Below are 14,908 nucleotides of genomic sequence, written 5' to 3'. Positions count from 1 at the left end.
CGTAGCCTTCGGTCGCTCAATTCGATTGAGAGCTCTCAGTTGGAAAATGGCTGGCTGTTGGGCGGCTTTCGTGAGCAGGCTCACTCCTACAATTGGATTGGGTGTGTTCAGGTGGGGATTGGTCGGCTCGTAGGCCGCCATCGCGAGCAGGCTCGCTCCCACAGTGGGAACGGGTGTGTTCAGTTGGGGATTGGTCGGCTGTCGGGCCGCCTTCGCTGGCAGGCCAGCTCCCACAGTTGGATTGGGTGTGTTCAGGTGGGGGGTGGTCGGCTCGTAGGCCGCCATCGCGAGCAGGCTCACTCCTACAGTTGGAGTGGGTGTGTTCAGTTGGGGGTTGGTCGGTTCTCAGGCCGCCTTCGCTGGCAGGCCAGCTCCCACAGTTGGATTGGGTGTGTTCAGGTGGGGATTGGTCGGCTGTTGGGCCGCCTTCGCTGGCAGGCCAGCTCCCACAATTGGATTTGGGTGTGTTCAGGTGGGGATTGGTCGGCTCGTAGGCCGCCATCGCGAGCAGGCTCACTCCTACAATTGGATTGGGTGTGTTCAGGTGGGGATTGGTCGGCTCGTAGGCCGCCTTCGCGAGCAGGCTCGCTCCCACAGTGGGAATGGGTGTGTTCAGTAGGGGATTGGTCGGCTGTCAGGCCGCCTCCATGCGGCAAAGCCGCCCCACTCAACAGGATGAGCGCAAGCTCGGCTGCAGCTCTTGATCTTGATCTGCAAGGCCCCTTCGGCAGGCTGAGTGGAGGGATTTATCCGGGGGTGGGAGCGCAGCGACCGTTTGGCGCAGCCAAACACATCGAGAGGAGGTGCAGCGAAGCAAACCGTAGACGATGCCCCCGGATGAACCCCGTAACGAAGGAACCCGAGCCTAAGCGAGGGCCGAACGCCGGGGCCCAGCCTTTTGGTTACTTTTTGGCGTCTGAAAAAGTGACCCGCTGTAAGAGCGGAACCGCCACCCGCCCCACCCACAGAAACGGATATACCCCCACCCCCCAAGAACATGGTCGGCCCAAAGGCCGCCAAGACAAACAGCCCAAAAAAAACCCCCAAGGCATACACCTCAGGGGCTTCAGACAAAACACCTCAACGCTTAATGATGCTCACGCGTCGCACGGAACTTCACATCCGGCCAACGCTCCTCCATCAACGCCAGGTTAACCCGCGTCGGCGCAAGATAGGTCAGGTGACCACCACCATCCAACGCCAGGTTCTCCACAGCCTTGTTAGAGAATTCCTCAAGCTTCTTCTTGTCAGCGCATTCAATCCAGCGCGCAGAGTACACAGTGATCGGCTCATACGAGCACTCGACCTTGTATTCCTCTTTCAAGCGGCTGGCGACCACATCGAACTGCAGCACACCGACGGCGCCGAGGATGATGTCGTTGCTGCGTTCCGGGAAGAACACCTGAGTGGCGCCCTCTTCAGCCAGTTGCTGCAGGCCCTGACGCAGTTGCTTGGACTTCAGCGGATCACGCAGGCGCACGCGGCGGAACAGTTCAGGGGCGAAGTGCGGGATACCGGTGAAGCCGAGGACTTCGCCTTCGCTGAAGGTGTCGCCGATCTGGATCGTGCCGTGGTTGTGCAGACCGATGATGTCACCGGCGTACGCCTCTTCCAGTTGCTCACGCTCGGAGGAGAAGAACGTCAGGGCGTCGCCGATGCGCACGTCCTTGCCGGTGCGCACGTGGCGCATCTTCATGCCTTTTTCGTACTTGCCGGAGCAAATGCGCATGAAGGCGATACGGTCACGGTGTTTCGGGTCCATGTTCGCCTGGATCTTGAAGATGAAGCCCGAAAACTTCTCTTCGACCGGCTCGACGGTACGCTCGTTGGCGACACGGGCCAGCGGGCGCGGTGCCCAGTCCACTACCGCGTCAAGCACGTGGTCGACACCGAAGTTGCCCAGTGCAGTACCGAAGAACACCGGGGTCAGTTGACCGTCGAGGAACTCCTGCTGGTTGAACTCGTGGCAGGCGCCCTGCACCAGTTCCAGCTGTTCGAGGAAACGGTCGTACTCGTCGCCCAGGTGCGCACGCGCCTCGTCCGAGTCGAGCTTCTCGATGATCTTGGTTTCGGTGCGTTCGTGACCGTGACCGGCGGTGTAGACAATGATGTAGTCGTCGGCCAGGTGGTACACGCCCTTGAAATCGCGGTAGCAACCGATCGGCCAGGTGATCGGCGCCGCCTTGATCTTCAGGACGGCTTCGATCTCGTCGAGCAGTTCGATCGGGTCGCGGATGTCGCGGTCGAGTTTGTTGATGAAGCTGACAATTGGCGTGTCACGCAGACGGCAGACGTCCATCAGCGCAATGGTACGCGGCTCTACACCTTTACCGCCGTCGAGGACCATCAGTGCCGAGTCCACCGCCGTCAGGGTGCGGTAAGTATCTTCGGAGAAGTCTTCGTGGCCCGGGGTGTCGAGCAGGTTGATCATGTGTTCGCGATACGGGAACTGCATGACCGACGTGGTAATGGAAATACCCCGTTGCTTCTCCATCTCCATCCAGTCGGATGTCGCATGGCGATCGGATTTACGGGATTTCACCGTACCGGCCACCGCAATCGCCTTGCCCATCAACAGGAGCTTTTCGGTGATCGTGGTTTTACCGGCATCGGGGTGGGAAATAATGGCGAAAGTGCGGCGTTTCGCGACTTCGGCGGCCTGGTTGGTCATGGGAAATCGCCTGGCGGTGATTCAAAAAAGGGCCGCGATTATAGCCCAAGTCGATGCAATAACCGAACCGTTGAGCACATTAAGGGTGGCCAAATGCTGCCCCGGATGGGAACCTTTTAAAGCACGGAGACGTCCATCCCCTGTTACGACATTTCGTCAGGGGCTGAAAAATCAGCAAGTTAGCCTGACGAGGCTGCGCTCATGGCTCGCTTTCAGACCGCTTTGCCGGCTCTGAAAAACGGCTACTTTTCGCGAACGACTCTCCCGGCAGCCATGTACGGCATGCCACACGGGACTGCGCTCGCCGACTATAAAAAAAGGAGTCCGCCTGTGGCTATCCGCTATGGCAAAGGGCTGATGGGAGGTGCGGTGGTGATCGCGCTCCTGGCCCTGCTGGTCCACTGGATCGGCATCAACACGATCGAACACTACCGCGACGATTTGTTGTTTTACCTGCAAGCTCATCTGATTCTCGTCCTCGCTTCAATGCTGGCCGCCCTTGTCGTGGGCATCCCCGCTGGCATCTTCCTCAGTCGCCCGACCATGGTCGGACGTGCCGAACGCTTCATGCAGATCTTCAATATCGGCAACACCGTGCCACCGTTGGCCGTGCTCGCGATTGCCCTGGGCATTCTCGGCATCGGCAGTGGCCCGGCGATCTTCGCTCTGTTCCTCGCCTCCCTGTTGCCGATTGTGCGCAACACCTACGAAGGCCTGAAAAACGTGCAGGGCTCGCTGAAAGAAGCGGCCGTCGGCATCGGCATGACCCCGCGCCAGGTGCTGTGGAAAGTCGAATTGCCCAACGCCGTGCCGATCATCGTTGGTGGTGTGCGTGTGGCGCTGGCGATCAACGTCGGGACTGCGCCACTGGCGTTCCTGATCGGTGCCAACAGCCTCGGCAGCCTGATCTTCCCTGGCATCGCCCTGAACAATCAGCCGCAACTGCTGCTCGGCGCTGCGTGCACCGCACTGCTGGCCCTGCTGCTCGATGGCGTGGTCACCCTCGCCAGCCGTCTCTGGCTGGAACGCGGTCTGCGCCCGTCTTAAGGCTTTTGCGAAGGAATGAATATGAAACGACTTAGCTTGATCCTAGGCTGCGTCCTGCTGTTTGCAGGATTGGCGCAAGCCGCCGAGAAGCCCGTGATCCGCCTCGGCGCCCGGGTGTTCACCGAGCAGACCCTGCTCGCGGAAATCACCGCGCAATACCTGCGCAGCAAAGGCTACGACGCGCAGATCACCGGCGGGCTGGGCAGCAACCTTGCCCGCAGCGCCCACGAAAGCGGGCAACTGGACATGCTCTGGGAATACACCGGCGTATCGCTGGTGGCCTACAACCATGTCACCGAAAAACTCGACAGCGAACAGTCCTACGCCCGGGTCAAACAACTCGACGCGAAAAAAGGCCTGGTCTGGCTGACCCCGTCGAAATTCAGCAATACCTACGCCCTCGCGCTGCCGAAAAACGTCGCCGAGGAATATCCGCAGATCACCAACATCAGTCAGTTGAACGAAGTCCTGCGCGCCGAGGCCAAGACCAATCATCTGGTGGCTTTGGACACCGAGTTCGCCAACCGCTCTGACGGGCTGGTCGGCATGGTCGATCTCTACGGCATGAACCTGACCCGCAAGAACATCCGCCAGATGGACGCGGGGCTGGTCTACACCGCGCTGCGCAACGGCCAGGTGTTTGCCGGTCTGGTCTACACCACTGACGGTCGTCTCAACGCCTTCGGCCTGAAACTGCTCGACGACGACAAGCACTACTTCCCCGACTACACCGCCGCGCCGGTGGTGCGTCAGGCGTATCTGGATGCGCACCCGCAACTGGCCGAGCAACTCAAACCGCTGGCCGGACTGTTCGACGACGAAACCATGCGCCAGCTCAACGCCCGGGTCGATGTCGATCATGAGAGCCCATCGAAAGTGGCCGCCGATTTCCTGCGTCAGCATCCACTCAACTAAGGAGGAAAAGTCATGGAATTTCTGAACGCCTTTTCCCACCTCGACTGGCAGCAGGTGATGCACCTGACCTGGCAGCACATCACCCTGGTCGGCATCGCAGTGACGCTGGCGATCCTCATCGGTGTGCCGCTGGGCATTCTGATGACCCGGTTTCCGGCCCTCGCCGGGCCTTTGCAGGCCAGCGCCACGGTGCTGCTGACCGTGCCGTCGATTGCGCTGTTCGGCCTGCTGCTGCCGTTCTATTCAAAGTTCGGCCAGGGCCTGGGGCCGATGCCGGCGATCACCGCAGTGTTCCTCTATTCGCTGCTGCCGATCATGCGCAACACCTACCTCGCCCTGACCGGCGTCGAACCGGGCATCCGTGAAGCCGCACGCGGTATTGGCATGACCTTCGGCCAGCGCCTGCGCATGGTGGAGCTGCCGATTGCGGTGCCAGTGATCCTCGCTGGCGTGCGCACCGCCGTGGTGATGAACATCGGCGTAATGACCATCGCCGCGACCATCGGCGCCGGCGGCCTCGGCGTGCTGATCCTCGCCTCCATCAGCCGCAGCGACATGTCGATGCTCATCGTCGGCGCGCTGCTGGTCAGTCTTCTGGCGATCTTCGCCGACCTTCTCCTGCAGTGGCTGCAACGTACGCTGACTCCAAAAGGACTCCTCAAATGATCGAACTTCAAAACCTCAGCAAAACTTTCCAAAGCAACGGCAAAGATGTCAAAGCCGTGGACTCGGTAAGCCTGACCGTCAATGAAGGCGAAATCTGTGTGTTCCTCGGGCCATCGGGTTGCGGCAAAAGCACCACGCTGAAAATGATCAACCGCCTGATCAAACCGACTTCGGGCAAGATCCTCATCAACGGCGAAGACACCACTGATCTCGACGAAGTGACCCTGCGCCGCAACATCGGCTACGTGATCCAGCAGATCGGTCTGTTCCCCAACATGACCATCGAAGAGAACATCGTCGTCGTGCCGAAACTGCTCGGCTGGGACAAACAGAAGTGCCACGACCGTGCTCGCGAATTGATGAGCATGATCAAACTGGAACCCAAGCAGTATCTGCACCGCTACCCGCGTGAACTGTCCGGCGGCCAGCAACAGCGCATCGGCGTGATTCGCGCACTGGCGGCGGATGCGCCGCTATTGTTGATGGATGAGCCGTTCGGCGCGGTCGATCCGATCAACCGCGAGATGATCCAGAACGAATTCTTCGAGATGCAGCGCGCGCTGAACAAGACCGTGATCATGGTCAGCCACGACATCGACGAAGCGATCAAGCTGGGCGACAAGATCGCGATTTTCCGCGCCGGCAAACTGTTGCAGATCGATCACCCCGACACCCTGCTCGCGCATCCGGCGGACGACTTTGTCAGCAACTTCGTTGGCCAGGACAGCACCCTCAAACGCCTGCTGCTGGTGAAAGCCGAAGACGCCGCCGACAACGCGCCATCGGTCAGTCCGGACACCCCGGTGGCCGATGCGCTGGAGTTGATGGACGAGCATGACCGCCGCTACGTGGTGGTTACCTGCGCCGAGAACAAGGCGCTGGGTTACGTGCGTCGTCGCGACCTGCACCGTCAGACCGGGACTTGTGCGCAATTCCTGCGCGAATTCAACGCCACGGCGGCGTACGACGAGCATTTGCGCATCCTGCTGTCGCGCATGTACGAGTTCAATCGTTCGTGGCTGCCGGTGATGGATGCCGAGCGGGTGTTCCTCGGCGAGGTGACGCAGGAATCGATTGCGGCTTATCTAAGTTCAGGGCGTTCGCGCGGGATGAAGACCAATATCGTCTCGCCGGCTGAGGCCGTGGTCGCGTAAAAACGCAAAACCGTGGGAGCGAGCCTGCTCGCGAATGCGCAATATCAGTCAGCAATGATGCTGGCTGTGAGAATGCTTTCGCGAGCAGGCTCGCTCCCACAGGAATTGTGTAATTTTATGGTCATTCGCAGGGCGGAAAAAAATCTCAACAGCAGCGTCCGCAGAACCTCTGCAAACAGACCTTCCCAAACAGCCAAAATCCCCCTCACACCCTCGTCTCGCCGCCAACGTCGCCGATGTTGATGCCATCACACTTACCCACGAGTTAGCCGGCAAAAGCCGCGAACGTGCAGGTATTTTTAACACTTTAAAAATCTCTGGGAACATCTGCCCGTCATCTCGGTCGGCTACAAAGAGTGATATCCGCGACGCACGTCAGAAGCGTGCAAAAACGCGACATTTTTAGTTGATCTCAGGCCCCTCACGTCCTAAAGTTCGCGCCGAACGTCCATGCTGGAAACGATCCATCCGGCTCAAGTACTGACGACGAGACAGCAAGGCCAAGGGAAAGAAAGCTACATTTCCCATGGCCTTTTTGCTTTCGGCGACATGCCTTGGGAAGTAGGCGAACCAAAGTGGGGATACGGAGGACGTTCATTTGCACCCATTGATTAACGACGTTTGCCACTAGGAGTCCCAAGTATGTCGATCCAGGTCGAAGACTATTTCGCGCGCGCTACATTCGACAAAATGAAGGCGTTTGCCGACAAACAGGAAACCCCGTTCGTGGTGATCGACACCGCGATGATCGCCCAGGCCTACGATGACCTGCGCGCCGGTTTCGAATTCGCCAAGGTCTACTACGCGGTCAAGGCCAACCCGGCCGTCGAGATCATCGACCTGCTCAAAGAGAAAGGTTCGAGCTTCGACATCGCCTCCATCTATGAGCTGGACAAAGTGATGGATCGCGGCGTCAGCGCCGACCGTATCAGCTACGGCAACACCATCAAGAAATCCAAGGACATCCGCTACTTCTACGAGAAGGGCGTGCGTCTGTTCTCCACCGACTCCGAAGCCGACCTGCGCAACATCGCCAAGGCAGCGCCGGGTTCCAAAGTCTATGTACGCATCCTCACCGAAGGTTCGACCACCGCCGACTGGCCACTGTCGCGCAAGTTCGGTTGCCAGACCGACATGGCCATGGACCTGCTGATCCTCGCTCGCGACCTCGGCCTGGTGCCGTACGGCATCTCGTTCCACGTGGGCTCGCAGCAGCGCGATATCAGCGTCTGGGACGCGGCGATCGCCAAGGTCAAAGTGATCTTCGAACGCCTGAAAGAAGAAGACGGCATTCACCTGAAGCTGATCAACATGGGCGGCGGCTTCCCGGCCAACTACATCACCCGCACCAACAGCCTGGAAACCTACGCCGAAGAAATCATCCGTTTCCTGAAAGAAGACTTCGGTGATGACCTGCCGGAAATCATTCTGGAACCGGGCCGTTCGCTGATCGCCAACGCCGGCATCCTGGTCAGCGAAGTGGTACTGGTTGCACGTAAATCGCGCACCGCCGTCGAGCGTTGGGTGTACACCGATGTGGGCAAGTTCTCCGGCCTGATCGAAACCATGGACGAAGCGATCAAGTTCCCGATCTGGACCGAGAAGAAAGGCGAGATGGAAGAAGTGGTGATCGCCGGCCCAACCTGCGACAGCGCCGACATCATGTACGAAAACTACAAGTACGGCCTGCCACTGAACCTGGCGATCGGTGATCGTCTGTACTGGCTGTCGACCGGTGCCTACACCACCAGTTACAGCGCCGTGGAGTTCAATGGCTTCCCGCCGCTGAAATCGTATTACGTGTAACCCGCACCGATTGAAAAAAGGCCCATGTTTCCATGGGCCTTTTTTATTTGCGCCACGATTATTTATCTACATGATCATCCCGGGCGCGAATCAATCAACGCCACCCGCCAACTTACTGCAATAAACAGCCACATCAAGCCACTAAATACAAAAAGAAAATACACGCAAGCCTTTCATTCAAAACATTCCAAAAAATAACAAATAATAAACAACAAGTCACACTCAACACATATACCCGAAAGCATGAATAGTTTTAACCTAAGGACTCAAACACAACCCCAAAGGAACTGAAAGTGCAACCGAGTCCAAATCCGCTTATCACCAAAGACGACATCCGAAAAATAAAAAACTATATCACCTCCGCCAAATCATTGCCGCGCAGCATAGAGGATGTAGAAAAACAATTAAAAACAAAACACACCGGAATTATCGGCCTTGAGCTATTTGATATAGTCGAGCTCAATCACACAATTATTAACAATGCCAGCGCCTGGACAGAAATCGAATATTCGATGAAGCGTGTGGCCGGTAGCCTCGCAACTTTCTCGGAAGATCTGGAAAGTTTCGGTCAGGACATCATCGATGCGATCGTGACGATGCCGGGCTACATAAATTATCTGGGCACTATCGACTCGCTGACCGAGGAGGAAATAAACAGTCTCCCGCCACTGGAGATCGGCAAGACCGAGAAGAGCCGCTTCGGCTCCATCCAGGAATCGCTGGCGTTCATCGCACGATCGATCGGCGAGAAAAAACTCAGCAGCCAGGACGTCAGCGAGCGGCTTAAATACTTTAGGACTGATCTCAACGACAAGGTTTCCACCAAGCTTGGCGCAAAACTTAAGTTGGCCAATGATGAACAAATCAATCGACAGCTTACCGAGCTGAATGTCGCCATCGATCTCGCTCAGCAACGTATCGATGAAAAGACCAGGGAGACCAATCCCAATTTTTTCGAGCATTTCCTTGGGTTTATCAGTATTCACAACGGCGTTGGATCGGTTTGGTACCAGCACCTGGAACGTCAACAAGCAATACATTTACGCCCACTGATTGATCAACGAGATTTGTTGACTGAGCAGGTCAAGCAGAAAAGCATTCTCGCCGGCACGCTCATGGAGTTTCAGGCCGGATTGAGCAGCATGTCGATCTATGTAGAGGGCGCTCTCCAGAGTACCTCGCAACTGGAGACGCTCTGGATCTCCATCACGGACTACATCAGCGCCTCGGAAAATAAAGTCATGGGCATGACCGAATTCCTGAGCCTCAGAAGTTTTGTTTCCAGCTTCAAGGTTGTTCTTAAAAACTGGAAAACTGTCCAGAACAACTCGAACCAACTTATCAGCGCATTCAATTAATAACCCCCTTCATTCGAGAGAAATTTAACATGGCAAACGCCAACTATGCTCAGCCGGACCTCGGCCGTATAAAAGAAAGTCGCGAGGCGATTCGTTATCAAGCGATCATCGGCTCCGCCAATCTCTATATCAAAGCCCTGAGCGATGAATTGATCAGTCTGAATGCTGCCGTCAGTGACCTGGATCTAACGGTGGCCAACACCATCAACTCGGCAATTACAGCCCTGGATGCCGACGACCTGAGTGAAAACCTGCAAGCCCTGGCCAGTCTGAAAGTAGATGCGTCGAACGGTCAGGTTGAAAACGCACGCGAGCGGTATTCGAAAATCGTCACGCAACTGATCAAGTTGTGCACCGAACAAATGACCAGGCTGCACTTGTCGCTGCATAACGACGTGTTCGGTGTGCAGAGCATCACCATCAGCAACAACCGCTTCAGGCTCGAAGAACTGGCCACCGCTAAAATAACTCTGGATCGGGAATACAGCGCCGAGAACATCCCGCTGGCTCAACTGAAAGACGACGAAGCGGTTCTGAATCTGGCGATTACACAGTTTGAAAAACTGACATTCATTGATCGAATCAAGCCTTTGCTCGAACAACTGAAGGCGATGATTGGCAACAAGCCAAAAACCCCTGAAGCCGCGGCACTGGAAGCAGGACTGATTGTCGCCAACAAGTTTCTGGACGAAGCCAACGAGTTGATCAAATACAAGGACCTGATCCGGGCGCGACAAATCATCCAGATGCGCCTTGCTCAGCGCGAGGAGCGCGTGGCTTCCCTGGCAAAACAACGGCAGGACAACGACGACAAGAGCCGTCAGTTGAACGATACGCAGAAGGTCGTGCCACACCAGCAAGCGTATGTCAGCGAAACCGGAAAATTGACCGATGCACTGTCAGCGTTCCTCGGCGCAGTCAGGGCTACACCGAACGAAGACGTCCTGCTGTGTGGCGAGCGAATGCTTGAACACAGCCAGGCGTTGCGCAATTACCTGATCCCACTGCAGGGACGCTGGTTACGAGGCTGATCGCTGCCCCTGCCCTTCATTGCCAATGAAGGGTAGGAACCTCGCCGCCGAGGGCAGACAGTCGCTGATGGTACTCGGCGCCCATGGCGCGTATCTGCCGGTGCGGGGACGCGAGCAGCGACTCGCTGCTGACCTGCAAGAACTTCACATTGCCGATCACCAGCGCCTTGGCAAGCCATTGCAATGCTTCTTCGATTCGCCCCGTTTCGGCCAGGATTGCTGCATGACTGAACTGCCCGCGAAAGTCCCCGCCCTCAGCCGACCGTCGATACCAGTCGTGCGCCGCGGTCCGATCCATCGGGCACGCCCGCCCCTCTTCCAGATAACGGCCGAGCAGATTCATCGATTTGGCGTGCCCGACTTCAGCGGCGCGCCGATACAGAGCAAGTGCCTGAGCCTGGTCCTCAGACACACCGCGTCCGGTGGCCAACAGATTCGCCAGGTTGTACATCGACCAGTCAAACCCGCTGTCCGCAGCGATTCGATAATGCTGCGCGGCAATCGTGGCATCCGCCACACAACCCCATCCATGTTCATGACAACGGCCGAGCATATTGCGCGCCATCAGATGCCCATGCCCGGCAGCGATGCCGAACCAGCGCAGCGCCAGCGGCAGATCCTGGGCGATGCCGCGGCCGTCGAGCAGAATTTGTCCGAGCAGCGCCTGCGCTTCGACAATGCCCTGGCCGGCCGCGAGCAGAATCGCCTGCGCGGCACGGGCCGGGCTTTCTTCGAGCATGGCGCTGAGCTGCGTGCCGTCGAGCACTTCTTCGCGCCGCAGTTGGTAGCTCATACCTCGACCCAGCGCCGCAACAGATTGTGATAGGTGCCGGTGAGGCGGATCAGCGACGGGTGATCGGGCATGTCTTGCGTCAGTTGCTGGATCGCCCCGTCCATTTCGAACAGCAGCGCACGCTGGCTGTCTTCGCGTACCAGGCTTTGCGTCCAGAAGAACGACGCATAGCGCGCACCGCGGGTGACGGCGTTGACCTTGTGCAGGCTGCTGCCCGGGTACAGCACCATGTCGCCGGCGGGCAGCTTCACTCGCTGGGTGCCAAAGGTGTCCTGGATTTCCAGCTCGCCACCGTCGTAATCCGCAGGCTCGCTGAAAAACAGCGTGGCCGACAGATCGGTGCGCACCCGCTCGATACTGCCCTTGGGCTGGCGCACCGCATTATCGATGTGAAAGTCGAAACTGCCACCGGCCGTGTAGCAGTTGAGTAACGGCGGGAACACTTTGTGCGGCAGTGCAGCGGACATGAACTGCGGGTTTTTCCACAGCCGTTCGAGCATCGCCGCACCAATTTCCTTGGCCAGTGGATGGCCCTCCGGCAACTGCAGGTTGTGCTTGGCCTTGGCCGATTGAAACCCGGCCGTGATCTTGCCATCGGCCCAGTCGGCCTGTTCCAGAGCCTCGCGGATGCGCCGCACTTCGTCTTTCTCGAACAGAGCGGGGATGTGCAGCAGCATGTCGAAGTCACCTGATGGCAAAGAGGCGGCAATGGTATTGATTCTTATTGGCTGTGTAAAACCCGCTAGACGAATGAACTGGCAAAAACCGTAAGGTTAAATTGTAAAGAATGTAAATTCAGTACGGATAGCAATGTTTCGCAATTGATACGAATACCTGTTTACCCTATATTCCGCCCCCTCAAATCCTTGGGGAGGGAATAAAAATGGCACGTCAACACGCACAATTACCGGTCAGTTCACCACGTCTGCTCGCTTCCGCCATCGGTGTGGCAATCACCGCCGGTTCCGCTGGCCAGATGGTGTTCGCCGCCGAGAAGACCGACAGCAAAGCCTCCGGCAATGCCATCGCCCTGGACGCTACCGCCATCACCGGCCAAGCCCAGGACTCGACGTCCTACCAGGTCGAAAAAGCCTCCTCGCCCAAGTACACCGCACCGCTGGTCGACACGCCGCGCTCGGTGACCGTGATCCCGCAACAAGTTTTGAAAGACACTGGCGCCCTGAACATGCAGGACGCGCTGCGCACCGTACCGGGCATCACTTTTGGCGCCGGTGAAGGTGGCAACCCGCAGGGTGACCGTCCGTTCATCCGTGGTTTCGACGCCCAGGGCGACACCTACCTCGACGGCGTGCGTGACACCGGTTCGCAGAGCCGCGAAATCTTCGCCGTGGAAAACATCGAAGTCAGCAAAGGCCCGAACTCGGCTATCGGCGGTCGCGGCGCGGCCGGTGGCAGCATCAACCTGGTGAGCAAGAAAGCGCACCTGGGCAACTCCTTCGACGGCGGCTTCACCTGGGGCTCCGACCAGACTCAGCGCTACACCCTGGACGGCAACTACCAGTTCAGCGACACCGCTGCCGGCCGTCTGAACCTGATGAGCCACGAGAGCAACGTCGCCGGGCGTGACAGCGTCGACTATGACCGCTGGGGTATCGCCCCGTCCTTGGCGTTCGGCCTTGGCACCGACACCCGCGTCAATCTCGATTACTACCATCTCGAAAGCAACGACACCCCGGACTCGGGCATTCCGTACACCATTCCGGCCGGTGGTTCGGCTGCACGCACCAAGTCCAACCCGGACAAACCGTACTCGGGTGGCGATCACAGCAACTTCTATGGACTGGACGGTCGCGACTTCCGCAAGGGCCGCACCGACACCGCGACCTTCGCCATCGAACACGACCTGAGCGACTCGCTGACCATCAAGAACACCCTGCGCCACGGCACCAGCATGCAGGACTACATCCTGACCCAGCCGGACGACAGCAAGGGTAACGTCAACAACGGCAGCGTCTGGCGTCGTGCGAATACTCGAGTGAGCAACACCGAGACCACCACCAACCAGACTGACCTGTTCGGCAACTTCTACGTCGCCGGCTTCAAGAACAGCTTCTCCACCGGTGTCGAATACACCTACGAGGAAAGCCAGAAATCTTCGTACAACGTCAACACTGACACGACGCCGCGCTCGGCTGGCAACTCCAGCAGCAACTGCACCCCGTCGATGATCGGCGCGTCCAGCGGCTACAACTGCACCTCGCTGTCGAATCCGAACCCGGGTGACCCTTGGAACGGCGCAATCTCGCGCAACTACGCCGGTACCGACACCAAGGCCAATACCTACGCCCTGTATGCGTTCGACACCCTGGAGTTGTCCGATCAGTGGCTGGTGAACATGGGCCTGCGCTATGACCACTTCGACACCAAATACCGTACCTACGATGGCTCCGGCGCGACCGTCGTGACCAAAGGTATTGAATCGAAAGGCAAGGACACCAGCGAGTTCGTCACCGGCCAGTTCGGCGTGGTCTACAAGCCGGCGCCAAACGGCAGCATCTACGCCTCGTATGCCACCTCCGCCACACCACCGGGCAGCACCCTGGGTGAAGGCATGGACGGCAACCCGTTGGGCGGCACCACCGATCGCAGCGGCAACCTGCTGAGCAGCGACATGGAGCCGGAAACCACCAAAAACTACGAAATCGGTACCAAGTGGGATTTGCTCAATGATCGCCTGTCGCTGACCGCCGACATCTTCCGCACCGAGAAAGACAACGCGCGCGTTCAAGTCGATACCACCTCGTACGAAAACGTCGGCAAGACCCGCGTGCAAGGTATCGAGCTGTCGGCCAGCGGCAAGCTCACCGACAAGTGGCAGGTGTTCGCCGGTTACGCCTACATGGACAGCGAGCAAGTGGACGGTGGTGACTTGCCGGCCAACAAAGCCAACAACGGCAACGAGCTGCCTAACACACCGAAAAACAGCGCCAGCCTGTGGACCACCTACCAGGTCACGCCGAAGCTGACCATCGGTGGCGGTGCGTTCTATGTCGATGACGTGTTCGGCAGCGTGGCCAACACCACCATGGTCGACTCGTATGTGCGTTACGACGCCATGGCGGCCTACAAGCTGACCAAGAACGTCGACCTGCAACTCAACGTGCAGAACCTGACCAACGAAACCTACTACGACAAAGCCTTCGCGACCCACTTCGCCAATCAGGCGGCGGGCCGTACGGCGCTGTTGAGCACCAACTTCCACTTCTGACCGATGTTGTAAATGTGCGAGAACCTGTAGGAGTGAGCCTGCTCGCGATGAGGTCGTGTCAACCAGCGAATGGATTGACTGATCCACCGCTATCGCGAGCAGGCTCACTCCTACAAAGGCATGCGTCGCGAGACCATGGCCCCGTTCATTCATTTGAACGGGGCCTTTGTGCGTAATCAAAGAAGCTCTCGACAACCCACGGCATAATGCGCGCCGTGATGACATATTTTCGAACGGA

The 14,908-nt window shown here is 58.1% G+C and carries 11 protein-coding genes; 8 read left to right on the top strand and 3 right to left on the bottom strand.

Features of this window, described 5'->3' with window-relative positions; translation table 11 throughout:
* Positions 1–1,087 precede the first annotated feature (1,087 nt).
* Entirely contained in the window at positions 1,088–2,671 is a 1,584-nt protein-coding gene (locus tag AC1UK9_RS04535; RefSeq protein ID WP_025110426.1) for a peptide chain release factor 3, read from the bottom strand.
* Between the two features lie 357 nt (positions 2,672–3,028).
* Here AC1UK9_RS04535 and AC1UK9_RS04530 point away from each other — a divergent pair, with 357 nt between their 5' ends.
* The 7 genes from AC1UK9_RS04530 to AC1UK9_RS04500 all read left to right on the top strand — a co-directional run bounded on the left by AC1UK9_RS04530 (position 3,029) and on the right by AC1UK9_RS04500 (position 10,648).
* On the top strand, positions 3,029–3,718 hold the full coding sequence (locus AC1UK9_RS04530) for an ABC transporter permease (protein WP_172667905.1): 690 nt from the start codon (positions 3,029–3,031) through the stop codon (positions 3,716–3,718).
* Positions 3,719–3,739: 21 nt separating this feature from the next.
* On the top strand, positions 3,740–4,633 hold the full coding sequence (locus tag AC1UK9_RS04525) for a glycine betaine ABC transporter substrate-binding protein (RefSeq protein ID WP_473014465.1): 894 nt from the start codon (positions 3,740–3,742) through the stop codon (positions 4,631–4,633).
* A 12-nt stretch (positions 4,634–4,645) separates the two neighbouring features.
* Entirely contained in the window at positions 4,646–5,299 is a 654-nt protein-coding gene (locus AC1UK9_RS04520; protein ID WP_025110428.1) for an ABC transporter permease, read from the top strand.
* Positions 5,296–6,453 carry an osmoprotectant ABC transporter ATP-binding protein OsmV gene (locus AC1UK9_RS04515; protein ID WP_025110429.1) on the top strand — a complete coding sequence of 386 codons (1,158 nt, stop codon included), beginning with the start codon at positions 5,296–5,298 and terminating at the stop codon, positions 6,451–6,453. Before AC1UK9_RS04520 ends, AC1UK9_RS04515 begins: the two co-directional genes overlap by 4 nt.
* 642 nt (positions 6,454–7,095) lie before the next feature.
* Positions 7,096–8,259: a type III PLP-dependent enzyme gene (locus AC1UK9_RS04510; RefSeq protein ID WP_025110430.1), complete on the top strand. Its 1,164-nt coding sequence runs from the start codon at positions 7,096–7,098 to the stop codon at positions 8,257–8,259.
* 293 nt (positions 8,260–8,552) lie between these two features.
* On the top strand, positions 8,553–9,617 hold the full coding sequence (locus tag AC1UK9_RS04505) for an alpha-xenorhabdolysin family binary toxin subunit A (RefSeq protein ID WP_482579593.1): 1,065 nt from the start codon (positions 8,553–8,555) through the stop codon (positions 9,615–9,617).
* A gap of 29 nt (positions 9,618–9,646) precedes the next feature.
* Entirely contained in the window at positions 9,647–10,648 is a 1,002-nt protein-coding gene (locus AC1UK9_RS04500) for an alpha-xenorhabdolysin family binary toxin subunit B (RefSeq protein ID WP_482579592.1), read from the top strand.
* A 16-nt stretch (positions 10,649–10,664) separates the two neighbouring features.
* On the opposite strand, the gene AC1UK9_RS04495 is transcribed toward AC1UK9_RS04500, so the two are convergent.
* On the bottom strand, positions 10,665–11,441 hold the full coding sequence (locus tag AC1UK9_RS04495) for a tetratricopeptide repeat protein (RefSeq protein ID WP_482579591.1): 777 nt from the start codon (positions 11,439–11,441) through the stop codon (positions 10,665–10,667).
* The gene (locus AC1UK9_RS04490; RefSeq protein ID WP_482579590.1) at positions 11,438–12,118 is read right to left on the bottom strand and encodes a Fe2+-dependent dioxygenase; all 681 of its coding nucleotides are present in this window, start codon (positions 12,116–12,118) and stop codon (positions 11,438–11,440) included. The genes AC1UK9_RS04495 and AC1UK9_RS04490 overlap by 4 nt, the downstream gene beginning before the upstream one ends.
* Before the next feature lie 206 nt (positions 12,119–12,324).
* Here AC1UK9_RS04490 and AC1UK9_RS04485 point away from each other — a divergent pair, with 206 nt between their 5' ends.
* Positions 12,325–14,670: a TonB-dependent receptor gene (locus tag AC1UK9_RS04485; protein WP_482579589.1), complete on the top strand. Its 2,346-nt coding sequence runs from the start codon at positions 12,325–12,327 to the stop codon at positions 14,668–14,670.
* Positions 14,671–14,908 lie beyond the last annotated feature (238 nt).

It is taken from the genome of Pseudomonas sp. AK-TSAG1-1, from assembly GCF_056821665.1.
Note: the sequence above shows the minus strand (reverse complement) of the source record. Positions and strands in the feature narration are given on the sequence as shown.